This window comes from Pseudoramibacter porci (genome assembly GCF_009696145.1).
GTDB lineage: Bacteria > Bacillota > Clostridia > Eubacteriales > Eubacteriaceae > Pseudoramibacter > Pseudoramibacter porci.
Genome location: NZ_VUMO01000001.1, coordinates 162,455 through 182,728, shown reverse-complemented (window position 1 = coordinate 182,728; position 20,274 = coordinate 162,455). Strand labels below are relative to the sequence as shown.

At 47.4% G+C, this 20,274-nt stretch carries 21 protein-coding genes and 1 tRNA gene; 8 read left to right on the top strand and 14 right to left on the bottom strand.

Annotated elements, in window-relative coordinates; all coding sequences use genetic code 11:
* Positions 1-16: 16 nt before the first annotated feature.
* From FYJ52_RS01035 to FYJ52_RS01015, 5 genes are all read right to left on the bottom strand, one after another.
* Positions 17-1,261 (bottom strand): DNA polymerase Y family protein, encoded by a 1,245-nt coding sequence (locus FYJ52_RS01035; RefSeq protein ID WP_154575404.1) that lies wholly within the window; start codon positions 1,259-1,261, stop codon positions 17-19.
* Between the two features lie 271 nt (positions 1,262-1,532).
* Complete coding sequence (locus FYJ52_RS01030) at positions 1,533-2,309, bottom strand: ABC transporter ATP-binding protein (protein WP_154575403.1); 777 nt, start codon at positions 2,307-2,309, stop codon at positions 1,533-1,535.
* On the bottom strand, positions 2,309-3,337 hold the full coding sequence (locus FYJ52_RS01025) for a FecCD family ABC transporter permease (protein ID WP_328598734.1): 1,029 nt from the start codon (positions 3,335-3,337) through the stop codon (positions 2,309-2,311). Before FYJ52_RS01025 ends, FYJ52_RS01030 begins: the two co-directional genes overlap by 1 nt.
* A gap of 135 nt (positions 3,338-3,472) precedes the next feature.
* Positions 3,473-4,492, bottom strand: coding sequence for an ABC transporter substrate-binding protein (locus tag FYJ52_RS01020; protein ID WP_154575401.1), 1,020 nt, complete (start codon positions 4,490-4,492; stop codon positions 3,473-3,475).
* A 247-nt stretch (positions 4,493-4,739) separates the two neighbouring features.
* Positions 4,740-4,952, bottom strand: a complete 213-nt coding sequence (locus tag FYJ52_RS01015) for a hypothetical protein (protein WP_154575400.1) — start codon at positions 4,950-4,952, stop codon at positions 4,740-4,742.
* A gap of 88 nt (positions 4,953-5,040) precedes the next feature.
* On the opposite strand from FYJ52_RS01015, the gene FYJ52_RS01010 reads away from it, so the two are divergent.
* On the top strand, positions 5,041-5,703 hold the full coding sequence (locus FYJ52_RS01010) for a GntR family transcriptional regulator (RefSeq protein WP_205960720.1): 663 nt from the start codon (positions 5,041-5,043) through the stop codon (positions 5,701-5,703).
* 33 nt (positions 5,704-5,736) lie between these two features.
* On the opposite strand, the gene FYJ52_RS01005 is transcribed toward FYJ52_RS01010, so the two are convergent.
* The 6 genes from FYJ52_RS01005 to FYJ52_RS00980 all read right to left on the bottom strand — a co-directional run bounded on the left by FYJ52_RS01005 (position 5,737) and on the right by FYJ52_RS00980 (position 10,482).
* Positions 5,737-6,429, bottom strand: a complete 693-nt coding sequence (locus FYJ52_RS01005) for a cyclase family protein (protein WP_154575398.1) — start codon at positions 6,427-6,429, stop codon at positions 5,737-5,739.
* A 21-nt stretch (positions 6,430-6,450) separates the two neighbouring features.
* A complete protein-coding gene (locus tag FYJ52_RS01000; RefSeq protein ID WP_154575397.1) occupies positions 6,451-7,872 on the bottom strand; it encodes a four-carbon acid sugar kinase family protein in 1,422 nt (473 codons plus the stop codon).
* A 2-nt stretch (positions 7,873-7,874) separates the two neighbouring features.
* Positions 7,875-8,765, bottom strand: coding sequence for a 2-hydroxy-3-oxopropionate reductase (garR, locus tag FYJ52_RS00995; protein WP_205960719.1), 891 nt, complete (start codon positions 8,763-8,765; stop codon positions 7,875-7,877).
* Positions 8,766-8,935: 170 nt separating this feature from the next.
* Positions 8,936-9,907, bottom strand: coding sequence for a hypothetical protein (locus FYJ52_RS00990; protein ID WP_154575395.1), 972 nt, complete (start codon positions 9,905-9,907; stop codon positions 8,936-8,938).
* Entirely contained in the window at positions 9,904-10,332 is a 429-nt protein-coding gene (gene dut / locus FYJ52_RS00985; protein ID WP_154575394.1) for a dUTP diphosphatase, read from the bottom strand. The genes FYJ52_RS00990 and dut overlap by 4 nt, the downstream gene beginning before the upstream one ends.
* 74 nt (positions 10,333-10,406) lie before the next feature.
* Positions 10,407-10,482, bottom strand: a tRNA-Thr gene (locus tag FYJ52_RS00980).
* A gap of 143 nt (positions 10,483-10,625) precedes the next feature.
* Here FYJ52_RS00980 and FYJ52_RS00975 point away from each other — a divergent pair.
* The 4 genes from FYJ52_RS00975 to FYJ52_RS00960 are packed head-to-tail and all read left to right on the top strand — an operon-like array spanning position 10,626 to position 13,547.
* Entirely contained in the window at positions 10,626-11,543 is a 918-nt protein-coding gene (locus tag FYJ52_RS00975; RefSeq protein ID WP_154575393.1) for a class II fructose-bisphosphate aldolase, read from the top strand.
* 3 nt (positions 11,544-11,546) lie between these two features.
* A complete protein-coding gene (locus FYJ52_RS00970; protein WP_154575392.1) occupies positions 11,547-12,491 on the top strand; it encodes an RluA family pseudouridine synthase in 945 nt (314 codons plus the stop codon).
* A 21-nt stretch (positions 12,492-12,512) separates the two neighbouring features.
* Positions 12,513-13,058, top strand: a complete 546-nt coding sequence (locus tag FYJ52_RS00965) for a Holliday junction resolvase RecU (protein WP_154575391.1) — start codon at positions 12,513-12,515, stop codon at positions 13,056-13,058.
* Between the two features lie 9 nt (positions 13,059-13,067).
* On the top strand, positions 13,068-13,547 hold the full coding sequence (locus tag FYJ52_RS00960) for an S-ribosylhomocysteine lyase (protein WP_154575536.1): 480 nt from the start codon (positions 13,068-13,070) through the stop codon (positions 13,545-13,547).
* A gap of 91 nt (positions 13,548-13,638) precedes the next feature.
* Here the strand turns inward: FYJ52_RS00960 and FYJ52_RS00955 are convergent, their stop codons facing one another.
* Complete coding sequence (locus tag FYJ52_RS00955; protein ID WP_154575390.1) at positions 13,639-14,196, bottom strand: M48 family metallopeptidase; 558 nt, start codon at positions 14,194-14,196, stop codon at positions 13,639-13,641.
* Positions 14,197-14,278: 82 nt separating this feature from the next.
* On the opposite strand from FYJ52_RS00955, the gene thyX reads away from it, so the two are divergent.
* Entirely contained in the window at positions 14,279-15,049 is a 771-nt protein-coding gene (thyX, locus tag FYJ52_RS00950; RefSeq protein WP_154575389.1) for an FAD-dependent thymidylate synthase, read from the top strand.
* 58 nt (positions 15,050-15,107) lie between these two features.
* On the opposite strand, the gene FYJ52_RS00945 is transcribed toward thyX, so the two are convergent.
* Positions 15,108-16,319, bottom strand: a complete 1,212-nt coding sequence (locus FYJ52_RS00945) for an aspartate kinase (RefSeq protein WP_154575388.1) — start codon at positions 16,317-16,319, stop codon at positions 15,108-15,110.
* An 11-nt stretch (positions 16,320-16,330) separates the two neighbouring features.
* Positions 16,331-17,575 (bottom strand): homoserine dehydrogenase, encoded by a 1,245-nt coding sequence (locus FYJ52_RS00940; protein WP_328598733.1) that lies wholly within the window; start codon positions 17,573-17,575, stop codon positions 16,331-16,333.
* Between the two features lie 134 nt (positions 17,576-17,709).
* Between FYJ52_RS00940 and thrC the strand changes: the two genes are divergently transcribed.
* Together thrC and thrB are read left to right on the top strand one after the other, a co-directional pair.
* The gene (gene thrC / locus FYJ52_RS00935) at positions 17,710-19,224 is read left to right on the top strand and encodes a threonine synthase (RefSeq protein WP_154575387.1); all 1,515 of its coding nucleotides are present in this window, start codon (positions 17,710-17,712) and stop codon (positions 19,222-19,224) included.
* 37 nt (positions 19,225-19,261) lie between these two features.
* Complete coding sequence (gene thrB / locus FYJ52_RS00930) at positions 19,262-20,200, top strand: homoserine kinase (protein WP_154575386.1); 939 nt, start codon at positions 19,262-19,264, stop codon at positions 20,198-20,200.
* The last annotated feature ends 74 nt before the right edge of the window (positions 20,201-20,274 follow it).

The window sequence follows — 20,274 nt, the reverse complement described above, 5'->3', positions numbered from 1 at the left end:
TCACGATGTACAATCTTCATTTATCCCTGTCCATTTCAAAGCGCGCCTCGTATTTTTTCCCGACGCTCGGCAGATTTTTATCGGCAATTCCCCGACTGACTGCGTCAGTTCCGAAACGCTTTCTAATGGCATCGAGAGCTTGATCAATATGGCGCTCCCGTTCAAGAGTGCGCGTATCGAACATCGAAATCTGTGAGATATTGCCGTTTTCGATCTGCGTGAGCGCCACGCCAATCAGTCGAATCGGTGTCTCGCCATCCCATAGCTCGTCAAAAAGCTGAAACGCGGTCGTTTCGATTTCACGCGTAATGTCCGTGGCGCGGTCCAACGTCCGCTGATGCGACCGATCCACAAACGATGATGAGCGAATCTGAACGCTGACGCGCTTCGCCAACCGATGTTTACGCCGCAGACGTCTGGCAACAAAATCCACCAACTTTTTAATGACCTGTCGCGCTGCTGTTTTCGTCTTTACATCCTGGGGCAGCGTAATCGAGACCGAGTAGCCCTTTTCTTCCTGAGGCTCGTCCAATACCGGACTGTCATCCCATCCGTTGGCGTAGCGGTAAAGGTGTTCACCCTGTTTATTCCCTAATACCTGTTTGAGATGATCGCATTTACAATGCGCCAGATCACCGATCGTCCGAATGCCGTACAAATTAAGCTTGTCCGCGGTTTTCTGACCAACAGAAAGGAGGCGTCTAACTGGAAGGGGCCACATTTTCTCCCGGATTTCATCGAGCCAAAGGGTGTGTACCTTGTCTGGCTTTTCGAAATCCCCGGCCATCTTCGCCAAAAGTTTATTGGGGCCAACGCCCACGTTCACAGTAAAGCCAAGTTCCGCTTTGATACGTTCCTTAAGCTCCCAGGCTGTCTCGACAGGATGGTGATAAGCCGTCGTCTCCGTAACATCGAGAAAGCACTCGTCGATCGAAAAATCCTGAACTGCCGTGGCGTAAGTTTTGCAAATGGCTTTAAATTCACTGCTGAGATGCTGATAAATTCTGAAATCCGGCGGAATAGAAATGAGGTTTGGGCATTTTCTCAACGCGTCGGAAAGGGGCTCGCCGGTGTGAATGCCGTAGACCTTCGCCAGTCCTGATTTTGCAAGAACCACACCGTGACGTTTCGCCACATCGCCGCCCACAACCGCCGGGACCAGCCGCAAGTCCGATTCTCCCCGGGCAAGCCGGTCCACTGACGACCAAGATAAATACGCCGAATTGACATCCACATGATAGATCAGCCGTTCATCACCCATGGAAAACTCCTTCTTATTATTGATTCCCCCCTCTTTTTGTGCCATTTTCGATTAAACCCATTAAAAACAAAAGAAGCCTCCCGTTTGGGAGGCCAAGGAAAAAAGAGAGAGACACTCGTGAAAAAAATCAATCTTTACAATTGCTCATTTTCACTCGTCATTAAAAATTATACAGTACATTTTTAAATGAAACCTTAATTCTTATTTTAACAATTAAAAAAGAACCGTTATTTTTAGTTTTATTCTGGTATTTTTTTGTTCTAATCTGCATCTATAAATCAAAATTCGGCAGAAACTGAATTTGAGGCCGCCCTGTCGTCTCGCTCATGTGCACTTCGCTATCGATTCCGTATAGATAACGAATCATCTCCGGTGTGATCACTTCTTCCGGCGTGCCGATTTTAACCAGTTTTCCCTTTTTCAACACGACGATGCGGTCGCAGTACAGCGCTGCAATATTTAAATCGTGCACTGAGGTAAAGACTGTCATATCCTGGCGTTTCAAAATATTCATGATTTGATATTGATACTTGATGTCCAGATGGTTGGTCGGTTCATCGAGGACGATCAGCTCCGCCTCCTGAGAAAGGGCGCGGGCGAGAAGCACCCGTTGTTTCTCACCGCCCGATAAACTCAAAAAGCTGCGTTCTTCATATCCCTTCAGCCCGACTTCATCGAGATACTTTTCTGCGATCGCACGGTCCTTTTCGGATGAATCCTGCAGCAGACGCTTGTGGGCGTAGCGCCCAAGCATGACCATATCGATGACCGTCAAATCAAATTCAACGGTATTTTCCTGAACCATGACGGCCATTTTCTTGGCAAATGCCTTATCATTGACTTGATCGACCAACTGTCCACCTAAATATATTTTACCGTGATCCGGCTGATAGATCCGGTAGATATTTTTGAGAAGCGTCGATTTGCCACAGCCGTTTGGTCCGACTAAACCGACAAATTCTCCCTTTTGAATATTCAGATCGATAGCCTTTAAAATCTGCGTCTTGTCGATTGAAAAGTCTAAATGTTCAACTTTGAGCTTTGTCATCATGCACCTCCGAATTTCGAACGGCTCTTTCGAATCAGGAACAAGAAAAACGGTGCCCCAAATAACGCCGTCAGAACACCAATTGGCAATTCTTCCGGAATGACAACAATCCTGGAAATCCAATCGCACAAAATAGTAAAAACCCCACCGAGCAAAATCGATGCAGGCATTAATCGGCTGTGCTTCGAACCCACAAGAGAACGCGTGATGTGCGGAATAATCAGTCCGATAAAACCAATGACGCCGGAAACTGAAACGATCGCGCCGGTCAAGATCGTGCATAATACAATGATTGACACCTTGATACGCATCAGGTTTACACCGAGCGTCGTCGCTGCGTCGTCCCCTAACATTAAAACGTCTAAGCTGTCTGTGAAGAAGAACAGAATCACTGTGCAAATGATAAAAATAATGAAGACATACAGCACCGTGCTCCAGTTAGCGCCGCTAAGTGAACCCATCATCCAATAAACCGCCGTCTTCACCTTGTCGTCTCCAGTCTGATTGTAGTAAATCATAAAATTGGTCACTGCCTGAAAAAGCGTGGATACGGCAATCCCTGCCAATACCAGCTGGGTCGATGTGATTCTGTTGCTGACCGATGACACCTTCATCGCAATAAAAATGGCAAGAAACGCGCCGATGGCTGCGCCAAACGCGATATGAAACTGCCCCATAAAGCCGAACCATCCGTACATAATCACCGCCACGGCACCGGCCGATGCCCCCGAAGAAATCCCGAGAACGTACGGGTCGGCCAGTGAATTCCGCGTCATGGCCTGCATTAAAATACCGCAGAGGGACAGCCCCGCCCCAACCATCAGCGCCATGAGCACCCGCGGAAAGCGCATGGTCCAAATAATGGTTTCAAGGGAAGCATTCCAGGTCGGCTTGAATATTTCGTGACCCATCAGGTGATTGAGCAGCACCTTGCAAACCACATCCGGCGGAATGGAGACACTGCCGGAAAAAACCGCCAAAATAATAACCAGAATGAGAAGAACAAAAAGGCCGATACAAAACAGCACAAAGTTCCCCCTCTTCCGAATTGGCAGACGTGAACTGAATTTCATCGATAATTTTACCTCGTTTCTATCATGAAAAGAGAGACTTTCAACGAAAATGTCCCGCGAAAGTCTCTCCTGTTCTCATTTATTGAATATTTAAAATTTGTTTGGATAGAGCTGTTTGGCAATGGATTTAACCAGATCTGCCGAGCCCGCTGAGCCCTGCATGATCGCACAGTTTGCGGAGTAAATTTTGTTTTCCTTGACCGCGCGCAGATTCTTGGTGTATTTGTTGGTTTTTAAAAATTTCTTTTTCTTTGCCGTATCGTGATTGTAATCTAAGATAAGAATGGCGTCAGGATCTCTTTCTGCCACCTGTTCCCATGAGGGCGTCGCCCAGCCTTTGTTAATGTCGTTGAAAATTGAGATCGCGCCAGCGCGTTTGAGGGTATCGCCCGGCATCCCTTGACACGCTGTAAATGGAGCATCTTCGCCGGAATCGTAAACAAATACTTTGACCGGATTCTGATAAGCTTCATCGCCCAATGTCTGGTGGACAGAATCCAGCGTACGCTTCATCTTCGCAATGCGCTTCTGGGCGGTGTCTTCCACCTGGAAAATCTTGCCGAGTGTTTCATAATCTTTGTACAAATCATCAAAGGTCGCACTGTCTGAGCAGACATACGGGAAATACGGCGTGATGCCGTTTTTCTTACAGAAGCTCAAGCTGAAATTCTTGTCTGAAAATAAATCATCCCAGCCGACAAGAAAATCACAGCCCGTCGCCAACACTTTTTCTTTAGAAACCGAGCGAAGATTCACACCTGGTTTCGCAAGTTGTTTCACCTTCTTTTCGCCCGGATACTGCTTGACGGTGTCAACACAGGCCCCTTCTGTGTAGCCTGCCATATCGTCCGCTAACCCCAGATCGAAGAAAATATCTGCCATCTGGTCCCCGTCGGCAACCACTTTAGTCGGTTTTTTCTTGAACGTATGCTTGTAATTCGTCCCAAGACCGCTTCTTTCCAAATTCATTTCAATCGTGACCGGTTTGTAATGCTTGTCAGAAGCACTCGACTTTGAGCTTGCGCTTGAAGACGCGCTCGATCCGCACCCCGCCAATGTCGTCAAAGCGAGCGCCGCCGCCAGCCCTGCGCATGCCAATTGTTTTTTCATAATAAGCCTCCTAATAGTCTTAACTAACACTTAATTAAGTATACGAGGCGGGTCCTTTTTGCAGATAGGTAAAAATACGATATTAAAATATATTATTTTGTAGTTTCTTTTTATTGTATTTGATTTTACATTTTTATCTGAATTTTTAAACTTGGTCAAACTAAAAAAGGAGGCTCCGCACATGCGAAAGCCTACCTTCTTTATTATATTTGTCTGTAAATTCTATATAGCAAATCTAAGATTGCGATCATTCACCTTTAACGACAATCTTAAGCCCCTTCATGCTCATATTCATTTCCATGGCTTCATTAATATCGGCAAGCGCGTATTTATGAGACAAAAGTTTTTCAACTGGCAAACCATCTTTTTGCGCTTCTTTGAGGACTTCACAAGCCTGGATCCAGTCTTTTGCCTGATAGGTCCAAGAGCCTGTTACCTTGATTTCCTTTACGCTTAGCAACGTGTTTTAACTGACAGATAATTTTATACACCATCTTGTTATTTTCCGTCACTAAGCATAAAATAACAATATGATGAAAAATACACAGATGTTACAAGACAAAGCCTACAATTTTTTAATCGAACAAATCAAAAACGGCGAATTGGAAAATGGCAAATTCTATTCGCTGAATCAATTTAGCAAGGATTTTAATTTTTCCAAAACACCTCTGAGGGATGCCGTTCTCCGCCTCGACGAAGAAGGATATTTAGATCTGGTACCGAGCAAAGGATTCTGTATTCACGAGTTATCCGAGCAGGAAATTACTGAGACCTATCAAATCCGGGAAGCCTTTGAATCCTATTGTCTAGAAGAACTCAGCGAAGGTTTAGACACTGAGCGGGGCCGATATTATTGGAACAAGCTGCAGTCTAAAATCGACGCTCAACGGGAAATCTTCGAGTCCACCGGCGATCATGAGGCTTTTGCCCAAAAAGACTACGAATTTCACCGAAGTATGATCCAATATGTCGGCAACGCCATGATGCTCAGTTTTTACCGCAAACTCATGTACCGCATTTCCCAGCTCACGGGCCTCTCTTTTGAGAAAACTGGGCGCATGGAAGAAGCTTTAAACGAACACATCGCGATTATGTCCGCTGTCAAAGAAAAAAATATCTCAAAAATCAATGAACTTATTTTTACACAAACGCGGACTGCTAAGGCAATCAATTTACACATCATCAAAACAAAAAGCCAGGATCAAAATTGATCCTGGCTTTTTGCACAAATAAACGAATTGATATTAAGCTTCAACATCCGCAATGCAGACCACTTGACTGGAATCCAACCCTTTAATTCTCAAAGGCGCATTGGTGAAGAATTTGATCGCTGCTCCTTTCGGAATGTCTGACAAATGCATGTCTTCGATGCCTGTGACAAATTTCCCGGAATAATAACCCAAAACGTGACGGTGGCAGTCTGGCGGCAGTTCACCTTCTTTGCATTTTTCAGAAGCTGAACCGATGGCCAAGAAATCCATGCCGATTGTCTTCAGATTCGGGAAATTTTCAGTCAAATAATCGCCAGCACTCGGTGCGATGAAGGAACCTTCATTCTGATAAATATTTTGATCAGTATCGCGATATTTTTCGAGACCTGTGCGGAACAAGGCGCAAGACACTGTCGAAAGAATATCGGCAAAGGGTTCAAGGTCTTCTTTGTAAATCCCTTCGGCCGGTCCTTTTGGAATATCAATCAGCGCCACCTTGGTGTGCGTAAAGTATTCGATCGGCAGCTCATTAATGGAAAGGCCGTCTTTCACAAAATGACGCGGCGCATCCATGTGCGTGCCAAAATGATTCGGCAATTCAGAAATAAAGCTGCAAAATGGACAATCTTCCGAAACATCCGTGCACTGCTTTACTTTGACGACAGGTTCTCCCGGCCATGCGTAACCATCAGGATCTAAAATGTGAGATAAAAATTGAAATGCCATAATATTACTCCTCCTCAAAAATCACTTCATTAATTTACCAACTGCATCTTTCAATGTATCTTCTCCGCCGACGTTTCCCGGGAAAATGACGTAAGGAATCTTCGGAAATCGGCTGTTGTCCCCCGTTTGCCAAACTGGGATTCCCGGTTCAATCTGCCCAAGGACATTGGCTTTTGTAACGGCAAGCGCCTTTGTCCCAACATCACTCGAGGTGATGCCGCCTTTCGCAACAACAAAGGCCGGCGTGATATGAAGTTTGCCAACGAGAGACTGAACCGCGTCCGAAATTTTTATCGAAAGTCTGAGTTCATCCTCTTTATTACCCGTATCTGCTGTAATCAACTGTCGCGTCGTATAGACACATACGCTCGTTCCCGAAGCGATGGCTTTTTCCTCTTCGTCAAGGCACCGCTTTACTTCAGCTTCAAAAGCCTTCTCATCTCGAACCAAGGTTGCATTGAATTCAATAAATTCAATCCCCGGCAGTGTTTTAAGCTGTTCCAACTGAGCTGTGGTCTTTTGGGTGTGCGAGCCAACCACAATGATACCACCGTTATTAGTTTCCTGAACCACCATATCTCCGCGAGTCAAAAGCGGCTGATCGGTAACGCCGCCCATAACCTTAACCAGCGCAGCTGCAGATCGGAACATAAAATTTTTGCCTTTTGCCATCGCGCGGTACAACGCGACACAAAAGACCTTCACGTCGACATAGTCAATCGCGTTGACAATTACCTTGTTGAAATTCTGGACTGAAAGCAGCTGGTTTTCAATTTTGTCGTAGTTACAGGCTCTCAAATCTTCAAGGGCAATTCCGACACAGTCAGCTGCTTTGTACGCACCGCCTGTCTTTTCTTCAATATAATCTTTGATGTCACTTTTGGTATAGCCAAAGGTTTTGTCTCTTGCAAATTCAGTTTCTGCCGCCGGCGTCAACTGATCCCCTTCCTGGACGTAATGCACATCGCCAATGGTAAAGCGGCCACCCTCTTTGAAAAACGGGCACATCACTTCTCCGTCGATTTTCCGACCGGTATCCTTTTCGTAGGCTTCTTTTAAAAGAATGGTTTCTAACGGATAATGGCCGCGCAATGTTGAGTCCGAACGGCTGATGTAGAGATAATCTTTTCCAGATGCCTTTGATGCCGCGTTGACGGCCGACGCAATTTCATGATGCGCCGCTGTCGTTTCATCTTGTGTCATGCCGCGAGAATTGGTCATAATGTAAAATAAGTTATTCTTTTCGGCAAAGGCTTCTTGAAGTGTCTCTGGTTTCCAATTTGTATAAACTGAAATGTCGTGTACCGTCTGAACACCCGTCGGATCATCATCAAGAACGACAATTTTTTTATCGTTTTCTAAAATCAGTTGATTTAACAGCGCATCGACCGCCGCTTCGTCTACCGCCGGATATTGTTTTAATACGTTAACATTAACTGCCATCATCATTCGCCTTTCTTGACTTTAACGTCGGCTAGTTTTTCAAAATATTGAACGATGCCGCCGTGATCGTCATTCATATGGCCGTGAACTTTCAAAGTCTGCAGGATTTCGTACAACTGCGCCGTATACGGAATCGGCACATCTAAAGCGTGCGCTGTGTTGACCACATTTTTGATATCCTTATGATTGATGGCAATTTTGCCGCCTGGTTTGAAATTCCGTTCGACAATCATTGGGATCTTCGCATCGAGCACCGCGCTTCCCGCCAGACCGCCGCGAATCGCTCGATAAACTTTTTCTGGATCGGCCCCCGCTTTGGTACCGAGGACAAAAGCTTCGGAAACAACCGCAATGGTATTATTCACAATGGCTTGATTAACCAATTTCGTAACAGACCCGCTGCCAACATCGCCGATCAAAGTTGCGGTCGAACCCATGATGTCAAAATACGGCTGCATCGCATCAAATACATCCTGTTGGCCGCCACACATGATGGCTAGGGTGCCATTAATTGCGCCCGGTTCTCCTCCAGATACAGGTGCATCGATAAAATTCACTTGTTTTTTGGCGAGTTTTTCTGCACAAGTCCTCGATTCTACTGGCGTCACCGAACTCATATCACAAACAATGGCGCCAGAGTGGAGCCTTTCCGCCACACCACCTTTATCAAATAAAATTTGCTGACTGATACTACCGTTCGGTACGATCAAAATCACGGTATCGCACTGATCCCCGATTTCTGTGTACGATCCTGACGCGGCACCCGCTTTCACCAGTTCATTAATCGCTTCTGCATTTAAGTCGTTGACCATCAATTCAACGCTTTTTTCCAGAAGATTTTTTGCCATGGGTTTTCCCATGATTCCCAAACCAATAAATCCTACTTTATTCATTTGTCCTTCCTCCCTCATTCAGACCTGATTTAGTATACCGATATATCACTTTTAATATTATACGATATACCGATATATTAATCAAGAAAAAGTTTACACAAATCAAAAAAAATAAAGCATAACTTATGAAAGTTTATTCTTTCACAAATTATGCTTATTCATCTCATTTTTTACACTTCGTCTATCACTTCGATGCGTAAAATATCGTGAATAGGAATGCGATAGATCGTTGGAACGCCCGCCACATCGAGCAGCAGCGATTCCTGCCCCTTAATGTCGTCGCCAGAACTTAAGTACAAATAGACACGTCCGAACCATTTTTCGTGTTCTTCACTGGTGATCGCCACTCGTTTACCGACCAAATCGTACATGTCGAATTTTGGTCCGACGCAGAGTCGAAGTTCGCCCTTAAAAGCGGCCTGCGGCTTGTCCACATTTTCGTAAATCGGTTTGTCCCTGACCGGACTGTACCCGCTGTAAAGAATGCGAAAGGGGCCTCCCGAGATCTGGCAGCTCAGATTCCCTACGCGATTTGCGTCAAGAAGTGCCTGAACTTCCTGGGTCTGGCCCTTTTTTATATAGCCGATCGTTTCGTTTTCGATCTCGATACGAATCGCGTGAGGATCGTGCAGATTCTCCGGCTCCGGAATCAACACGGCTTCTGTGCGATCAAAACAAAATTTGGGAATCTCCACGTCGACTTGATCATCTTCAATGAGCTGCGCCTCTCGCATTTCGTAATCTGGATTGATCCGGCCAAGCTGCTTAAGCTGCTTTCGATGATAATAAAGTCCAGCGACATCGTAATAATGAATTTGCCAAACCGGCAGATCGTGCAGCTCGAAATCGACGTCTTCCGCTTCGTCGTCATCTGCGTGATAAGCGGTTTCTCGAAATTCTAAGAGGATGTCGATCATTTCCCGACGAAGCAGATCTTCCGAGATATCCTGCCCGTTCAAAAAACGCGAAGCCGCTTTAATCGCTCGATTTTCATACAAATAACCGAAATACGTCATCCGCGCATTTTCTGTCTCAGCCAGGGTTTGCTTCAGCCGTCCTTCTAAATCCTGCGGTGCGATTTCCCTGCCGATAAAATCAATCAATGGTGCCGATAGTTGCTTTCGAATATCTTGCTCTGTCATTTTCCTGTCGATCCAAATCCATCTTTTCCGCGAGCTGTCTGATCCAGCGCGTCCACCACTTCAAAATCCGGCATGATGTACGGCAGGACAACCAACTGCGCAATGCGTTCTCCCGGTTCAATGATACGGTCTGTGCCGCTATCGTTGTAAAGGGCTACCGTCAGTTCGCCGCGATAATCTTCATCGATCACACCGACGCAGTTCGCCGGGCGAAGCCCTTCTCTCACAGCCAAGCCGCTTCTGGCAAAGACAGCGCCAAAGGTACTGGATGGCAGCGCGATGGCTAATCCTGTGGGAATCATGGCTGTGTCGTGAGGTGCAATGGTCATCGGTGCGTCTAGGCAGGCAAATAAATCCGAACCCGCCGCGTATTCTGAACCGCGAAGGGGTGTTTTCGCCCCTGGTCTTATTTTTTTGATCTGCATACCGCTCTCCTTCGTTATTTATGCTATTTATGTATATAAAAAGAGCAGGCATTAGAGCCTGCTTGATTTTTTAATGGAGCTGAGAGCCGGATTTGAACCGGCGACCTACTGATTACGAATCAGTTGCGCTACCAACTGTGCCATCCCAGCTTGAATACTTTGCTATTATACCGAAAGACCGTTTCATTTGCAAGACCTTTTCCGATTCTTTTTTATTGAAATCCTTAAATCTTAATCTTATAATAATAAATTAGTTCTATAATACAGCATATAAAAGAAAAAGGAGGAGACTCATGCCTTTAGTGACATCCACTCAAATGTTTAAAGACGCCTTGGAAGGGCATTACGCCATCGGGGCATTTAACGCCAACAACATGGAAATCATCCAGGGCATCGTCGCGGCCGCAGAACACGAGCGCTGTCCCGTCATTTTACAGGTCTCTGAAAAATCACGAATTTATACCAATCCTGTTTATGTTTTAAAATTGGTCGAAGCGGCGGTCGAGACCTCTAACATCGACATCTGCCTTCACCTCGATGACGGACCGGATTACGACACTTGCGTCGCCTGTATCGACTCAGGCTTTACGTCCGTAATGATTGACGGCTCGCGCCTGCCCTACGCAGATAACGTTAAGCTGACAAAACAAGTCGTCACCTACGCCCACGATCACGGTGTCGTCGTCGAAGGGGGCCTTGGCGATATTCACGGCGATACCGATTCCGATATCCCTTTCTCCCTGACCAATCCAGAACAAGCGGCGGACTTCGTGCAAGCAACAGGCGTCGACTCCCTCGCCGTCGCCATCGGCACTTGCTACGGTCCTTATAAATTTAAGACAGAACCCACGCTGGCTTTTGAACGTCTGAAAGATTTGACAACTTATTTAAATTACCTGCCGCTGGTGCTGCACGGCGCCTCATCCGTTCCAAAGGAATTTGTCGATCTCAACAACCAGTACGGTGCTGCCATTGAACGCGCGCAGGGGGTTCCGGAAGATTTACTTCGCGATGCGTCGCGCATGGGGATCTGCAAAATCAATATCGAGACAGATTTAAATCTCGTTATGACGGCCTGTATCCGACAATTTTTTGTGGAACATCCCGAATCCTACGACCCCCACGAATACCTTGGACCGGGCCGACGAGCGATTCGTTCCATGGTCATTCACAAGATGCGCCATGTTCTCGGCTGCAGCAAAAGGATTTAATCGATGATCACCTACCGCGTTCCAGCCAATGCCGCCGGCCAGCGCCTCGATCGATTTCTTGTCAAGTTTATGCCCAAAGCCGGCAAAGGGCTTTTGATGAAAATGACACGAAAAAAACGCATTAAGCTCAACGGCCGACGCGCTGCGCCCAAGGACACCATTCAAGAAGGCGATACCTTGACTTTCTATTTTTCGGACGAAACTTACGCCAAATTCAAAGGCGAGACGGCCGGGCACACACCGACCCAAAATCCCCTTCCCGAAACGCTCAGCACACTGATTCATCCCCCGCTGTACGAAGACGCGCAAATTCTCGCCGTCAATAAACCCGCAGGGCTGCTAACCCAGCCAGACCATACCGGTGACCCCTCCGTCTCTGATCTCGCTGCCCTTTTTTCCGACGGGACTTTCCACGCTGCGCCGGCCAATCGATTGGACCGCGGCACCTCCGGCATCGTGTTAATCCCGAAGAATTACGAAGTGCAGAAAAAACTACTCCAATCGATTCGGGAACGAAAGGCACACAAAACCTATCTCGCTTTGGTTTTCGGCACGGTTACACATTCCGGGCGCTGCGACAACCGCCTGATTCGCGAACAGAACAAGACCCGTATTTCCGACACTGAAAAAGGCACTGACGCCGCGCTGCGCTACCGGCCGGTTCAGTCCGTCAACGGCTTTACCATGCTGGAAGTCGATCTGTTTACCGGAAAAACCCATCAAATCCGCGCGCAGCTTGCACACATCGGTCACCCGATTGTCGGCGATGTCAAATACGGTTCAGAAAAATCAAACCAAACATTGAAGACGCGTTACCACTTAGGGCATCCTCTGCTGCACGCGGCACACTACACGCTGAACACGCCGACCTTAAGCTTCGATATTCGCGCCCCCATTGACGATCCCGCGTTTCGAGTAATTTTAGACGCATTGAATTTTAATGTATAAACTGTAGAAAGAGAGAATGGTATGGGTTACTGGCATACCCGGGGACTTCGCGGGTCTGTTCTTGAAGACTTAATCAACCAAAGCAATCATTATTACATGGCCCACGGCCTGGCCGTGATGCAAAAGATCCCGACGGCCATCACACCGGTCGAGCTCGACCAGCAGAAAGGCGTGATCAAGCTCGCGTATTTCGATGCCAAAAGCACGGTCGATTACGTCGGCAACGTGCAGGGCATTCCCGTCTGCTTCGACGCCAAAGAAACAAATCTGAAAAATCTGCCGCTCTACAACATCCACGAACATCAAGTTGCGTTTATGGACGCTTTCCAAAAGCAGGACGGCTTAACGTTTTTAATCGTCTATTTCAAGCAGACCGATCAGTATTTTCTGCTGCCCTTCGAGGTGCTCATGCACTATTGGAATGGGGCAAAAAAAGGCGGGCGCAAATCGATTCCGCTCTCCGCTTTTGACCCTCAGTATTTAATTCATTCGGAAGGCAGCATCCAGCTTCACTACCTCGAAGCCCTTAACCGCTATTTAGTTAATTTGAACAAAGGAGGCCAATAAATGGCAGAAATGAAAAAAATTCCAAGCTTTACCGTCAACCACCTGAAATTAAAACGCGGCATTTACGTGTCCCGAAAAGATCAGGTTGGCGACCAAATCGTCACTACTTTTGACATCCGTATGAAGGCGCCGAACAGAGAACCCGTTCTCAACACCGCAGAATGCCACACCATCGAACATCTCGGGGCGACATATCTGCGCAACGACCCGAAAATATCCGACCAGATCATCTACTTCGGGCCAATGGGCTGCCGCACCGGGTACTACCTGGTCATGAAAGGCGACCTGGAATCGAAGGACATCGTGCCACTGGTGAAAGAGCTTTACGCGTTCATGGCCGGTTTCGAAGGAGACATTCCAGGTGCTGCTGCCAGAGACTGCGGCAATTACCTCGATCAAAACCTCAACATGGCCAAATACGAATCGAAGAAGTTTTTACACGAAGTGCTCGACAACATCGATGACAGCCGGCTGATTTATCCGAATTAATCCTTTTATATACAATTTATATATAATAAAAGCGTGCCTCAAATCTCATTGACTTGAAGGCACGCTTTCTTATAATCAAATCTGATAATGATTAAACTGGATAATAAGTCTTAAGAATTTTTTCCCGCTCGACCCAATCGGGCATCACGCTTTTCATCGCCGCGAAAAACGCGTTGTTATGGCTTGGATATTTCAAGTGCATCACCTCATGCTGGGCCACGAAGGCCGTGCATTCGTCGGGCACCTTAATCAATTCAAGGTTTAAAATGAGTAGGCCCGTTCTCGGGTTGCAGGCCCCCCATTGATCGAGCATGCGCTTAATTCTCAGCCGCGGCATTTTGCCTTTAACGTAAGGTGCGGCGTTAAGCATCGCTTTGGCGACCATTCCCGCGAAAAGCGCCTTCGCCTGATTGTAATACCATTCATCGAGAACCGCGGCATTGCTCACAGGATTATTGGGATTTGAGGAATGCAACACCAAATGGCCTTGGCGGACTTCTGCTGTATCTTGTGAGGGATCCGCCGACGGTTTGACAAGCAGCGGATAATAATGACCGCGGTATTTATGCAGCTCACCTGTGGTGAAGCGATATTTTTTTTCGTGTTCCGGAATAATTTTATACGGAAATTTTGTTTGTTCGAGTTTCATGTTATAATTATAAACCAAAACGAACTCAATTAATTGGCTGATGCCGATAAATTATTGTACGAAGATAAGAAAAGGAAAACATATGGAATCAAAATTAAATGTTATTTTATTATCCCACACCCCTGATCCCGAAAAGGTCGTCGCTTCTGCCGCAAAGCTCTGCTATTCGGCATCGGACATTCAGTCGCTGACCGAAAAGCAGACGCCTGAAAAAGTTCAATCATTTTTGGAACGGCTCTCCAACTACGGCCACATGTCGCCGGTGGAGCACATCAGCTTTACTTTTGGCATCGAAGGGATCAGCCGCTCCCTCACTCATCAGCTGGTACGTCACCGTCTGGCCAGTTACAGCCAAAAATCCCAGCGCTACGTTGCCGAAGGGCAGTTCGACTACATCGTCCCGCCGGCCATCGCCGACATCCCCGAAGCCAAAGCCCTTTACATTCAGACCATGGAAGCGGAACAAAAGGCCTACGACAAGCTGGTTGAACGCCTAACCGAAAGTCACAAATCCAAATTAATGAAACAGGGCAAATCTGAAAAGGATGCCCTGGCTGCAGCCCAGAAAAGGGCCTTTGAGGATGCACGTTATGTCCTGCCTAACGCCTGTGAAACCAAAATCATCGTCACCATGAATGCGCGGGAATTGTTGCATTTCTTCAATCTGCGCTGCTGCAACCGCGCGCAGTGGGAAATCAGAGCGTGCGCCACACAAATGTTAAAACTCGTCAAGCCCGTCGCGCCGACGCTTTTCGCCTCAGCCGGCCCTTCCTGCCTCGAGGGTCCTTGCCCTGAAGGCGCCATGTACTGCGGTGATATCAAAGGTGTACGCGAAACCTTTAAAAAACTGTAAAATCAGAATACTAAAAAGAGCTCCCGCAAAAAGGAGCTCTTTTGTTTAAAACAAAGTTTTACATTTCGAATTTTTTGTGAATGTGGACCATCGCTTCCTTGGCTCTTTCTTTGTCAATCAAGCAGCTGATTTTAATTTCCGAAGTTGAAATGGTCAAAATGTTAATCCCCAATTCGTAGAGGGCTTCAAAAAATTGGCTCGCAATATCTGCATTGGCGACAATACCCGTGCCGACGATAGAGAGCTTCGCCACACCCTGATCGAATTCGACCTTCTGAGCGCCGACGTCGAAAGCAAATTTCTGGGAAACTTCCACTGCCTTTTGAAGTTCGTCAACATTGACCGTGAATGAAATATCGTTGACCGCTGTCCGGTTGACATTCTGAACGATCATATCGACGTGAATGTTTTGGGACGCCAGGGAAGAAAAGAGCCGGAAGGCAATCCCGGGTTTGTCTGGAACCTCTAAAATTGAAATTTTTGCAATATCTTCATCGAGCGCAATGCCGCGAATTAATACCTTTTCCATGCGATTAACTTCCTCCTTAATCAATGTACCCGGATTGTCATTAAAAGATGATCTGACAACCAAGGGTAATTTATATTTTTCAGCCAGTTCAACAGAGCGGGTGTGCAGCACGCCTGCTCCGAGGCTCGCCATTTCCAATACTTCCTGATATGAAATTTCGTCGATTTTTTTCGCGTCCGGCACGATTCGCGGGTCGGCATCGTACACCCCGTCCACATCGGTATAGATTTCACAGCTTTCCGCTTTAAGGGCAGCTGCCAATGCCACAGCCGATGTATCCGAACCGCCTCGACCAAGGGTCGTCACTTCTTCTCGGTCATCAACGCCCTGGAACCCCGCGACAATGACCACCTGATGGGTGGCAATTTCCCGCTGCAGACGGCTCGTGTCAATGCCTTCGATTCGCGCTTTTTTGTGCACTTCTGACGTTTTAATCCCGCATTGTGCGCCGGTCAGTGAAATGACGGAATGCCCAAGTGCCTGAATGGCCATGGCCAAAAGCGCGATGCTCTCCTGTTCCCCTGTCGCCATCAGCACATCCAATTCGCGGCTGGGCGGATTGGGGTTAATCGACTTCGCCATTTCTACTAAATGATCCGTCTGTTTGCCCATCGCCGAAACGACGACAACCATTTTTTTACCTTCATCTGCTCGTTCAACGATGCGCTTTGCGACTTTTTTGATGCGTTCGACTGATCCGACCGAAGTACCGCCGTATTTTTGTACGATTAAATTTTCCATTTCAGGCCTGCTTATTCGTAAATACGCGCGTAGAACAATTTCGGCGTCCGTTCCTTAAGGCGTTCAACCAGCGAATCGAAGACGTCCGCCTGGATTTCGGATGTTGTGAAAAACACGTCGTCGCCGCTCACCACGATCTGTCCTCTGCCCTTGTCCGCATTCATCACAGACATAACATAAGCCAATTCGTCATTGTTTGTCACGTGAACGCGCAGATAGTAGCGGCCGGAAAAACCGGAATTACCCATTTTGTGCAAATCCTTATCCAGCGTTTTGTAATGCGGGTTGCGTTCTTCCTTCAGACTGTTGATCACGTAAAGCACGTCGCCGACAACTGCGTTAGCTGTCGCATCTTTACCGGCTCCTTTTCCATAAAACTGAAGTTCCCCGATGACATCCCCTTTAATGGAAATGATATTAAATTCAGAATCCACATGGCCCATCATCGATTCGTTCGGGAAGAGCACCGGTTCAACCGTTGTATAAACCTGATTTTTGTTCAGCAGCTTCGAATGCCCCAAATATTTGATGACATAGCCGATGGATTTAACCATTTCCACGTCAACGGCTTCAACGTCTGACAAGCCGCGCTTCTTAATGTCTTCGTCGCGAATGATACCGCCGTACGCCAAAGTCGACAAGATGGCCAGTTTCCGGGAAACGTCGTAGCCTTCGATATCGGCCGTCGGGTCCGCTTCAGCAAAACCGATTTTCTGAGCTAATTTGAGAGTTTCATCAAAATCGGCGTTATTTTCCGTCATATTCGACAAAATGAAGTTGGTCGTCCCGTTGAGGATCCCCATAATTTCATCGATATGATTGATTTTCAGTTCCTCGTTCAAAGAACCGATAATCGGAATACCGCCGCCGACTGCCGCTTCGTATCTTAAGAACACGTGATGTTCGTCGGCAATGGCGTTGAGTTCTGCAAAGTATTCGGACAAAACAGCCTTGCTCGCCGTGACCACGTTTTTGTCGTGTTCGAGGGCGGTTTTAATCATCTTGTATTCAAATTCCATCCCGCCCAGAAGCGAAATGACAATTTTGATTTCCGGATCGTTCATAATCAGATCGGGATCGGTCACAATTTCGCAATGATGATCCGACGGATCGACCTTTTTATTCGGGTCTCTATCCAAAATCTTAGTGATATAAATAGGTTCATCTAAATTGTCAGCAAAACGGCCCTTGTGCAGGTTGATTAATTCGTAAACCCCTGTACCGATCGTTCCGAATCCAAGTAGTGCAATATTCACGATATGACCTCATTTCTTGATTTTAAATACAATTTTTTCTTGTAATTCAATTTAAATCATTCTATCATAGAAATAGATTGCGCCGCAATTTTTTATTGTGCATTCTATGATTTTTTAAACCTTGGAGGAGCTTTATGCCAATCGACTACCGAGACCACTATGTCAGCACCCGCGGAAGCGAGCAGAATATCACTGCCTCTCAGGCCATTATCGCCGGCCTGGCAAAAGACGGCGGACTGTACGTGCCTTCCTTTATACGGGACTGTCATTTTGATATTAAAAACATGCTGCCCCAATCCTACAGCCAGGTCGCACAGACCGTGTTTAATGCGTTTCTCGACGATTTCAGTCCCGAACAGATAGCCCAGTGCGTCCACGACGCCTACCAAACGGGGCTGTTTGAAGACAACACCTATCCAGTCCGCGTTCAAAAAGCTAAAGACCGTTATTTCCTAGAACTTTACCACGGACCGACCTGCGCTTTTAAAGACATGGCGCTGACCATTCTGCCCCATTTCATGACCAATGCCGTTAACATTCAAAACATTGGCCGGGAAATCGTTATCCTGACGGCCACCTCCGGCGACACCGGCAAAGCGGCCCTTTCTGGATTCTGCGATGTGCCGGGCATCGACATCATTGTCTATTATCCAAAAGACGGTGTTTCTCTGGTTCAGGAAAAGCAGATGCTGACCCAGCCCGGACAGAACACCTGTGTCGTCGGCGTCCGCGGCAATTTTGACGACACTCAAAACGGCGTCAAAGCCATCTTCTCTGATCAGGCGCTCAACGCTGAAATCAACGCCAAGGGCTTCCAGCTTTCTTCAGCCAATTCCATCAACATCGGCCGTCTGCTGCCGCAAGTTGTTTATTATTTTTACAGTTATTGTGAACTGGTCCGCCAGGGCGCCATCGCCTGCGGCGATCCGGTCAATTTTGTCGTCCCGACTGGCAACTTCGGCGATATTCTGGCTGGCTATTACGCGGCGCTCACCGGTTTGCCGGTGAATCGGTTTGTCTGCGCGTCCAACGCTAACCGCGTCCTGACAGATTTCTTTGAAACCGGCGAATACGACCGCAAGCGTCCGTTCTACAAGACGATGTCCCCCTCCATGGACATTCTCATTTCCAGCAACCTCGAACGTCTGCTCTACGACGTCTCCAAAGATCCAGAGACTGTCGCCCAATGGATGGGCACTCTCCAATCTGACGGCAGCTACACTGTTCCGGATGCCATCAAGGCTCAGACACAGAAAGCATTCTGGGGCGGCTTCGCCGATGAAGATCAAACCTCAGCGGCCATCGCCGATATGTTCAAAAGCCACGGCTATCTGATCGACCCGCACACCGCCGTCGCAAGCTGTGTGTACGACCAGTACCAAAAAGCCACCGGCGACGAAACGCCGACCATTGTGCTGTCCACGGCCAGCCCGTATAAATTCGCGACAAATGTTTACAAAAGCATTTACGGCGATATTCCTGAACATCTCGACGATTTTGGCGTGTTAAGCGCCTTGTCTGACGCTACATCGACCGCCATTCCAAAGCCGCTGGCAGGTCTTGCTGACCGCCCGAACCGCCACAACCACGTCTGCGATGTCGACGAAATGAGCGGCAGCTTACAGGACTTTTTAAGCCGATTGAAATAATTTTATCGAAATAGAAAAGAAATAAAAGGAATCGAAAATGACTGATCATCCATTGCTTCACAACCGCGGGATTCAAGTCAAGGTTCCCGGTACTTCCGCCAACATCGGGCCGGGCTTTGATGCTTTTGGTCTCGCGTTCAACCTCTACAATTCTTTTACTTTTATGGAAAAAGACGACGGCAAACTGACCATCCGCGGCGTTTCACGCAAATACCAGGGCACCAACAATCTGGTTTACTGTGCCATGCAGCGTGTCTTCAACCGCGTTCATCACTACCCGAAAGGGCTCTACATTTATACTGAAACCGGTGTGCCGGTCAGCCGAGGGCTTGGCTCCTCCGCCACATGCATCGTCGGCGGTCTCGTTGGGGCCAACGCCCTTTGCGGCAGCCCTCTTTCACAGGACGAACTCTTCGACATTGCGGTCGATATGGAAGGCCACCCCGACAATATCGCACCGGCGATGTTCGGAGGTCTCGTCTGCTCAATTGGCAGCCATCAGCATTATCAATACATCAAGAAAGAAGTGGCCGATTCATTCGCTTTCCATTTGATCGTTCCTGATTTTGAACTCTCGACCAAGGCCGCCCGCGCGGCACTGCCCAACAATATTCCAAGAAAGGACGGCGTCTTCAATGTCGCCCACGCGACAATGACTTATCTCGCCCTTTCGGAGGGACGCCCAGATATTTTGAAAAACAGCATGAACGACAAACTGCACGAACCCTACCGCAAACATTTGATCCGTTCCTTTGACGCCGTCAAACGCACTGCTCTACGCTACGGCGCACTGGGTGTCTGCATTTCCGGTGCCGGACCGACCATGCTGGCCATCACCCAGAAAAACAATCTGTCTGCATTTTCTGAACACATGCGGGATTACTTGAGTAAAAAAGAACCCAATTGGCTGTACTACGATTTATCGCCCGATAACGAAGGCACCACCATCGATTTCAACGTTGAAGTCGATTTATGATCTGAATTTTGTACAAATGAGGGAATAAATTTACGAATTCGGGGATAGTGCTTCCCCATTCTTTCTGATATAAT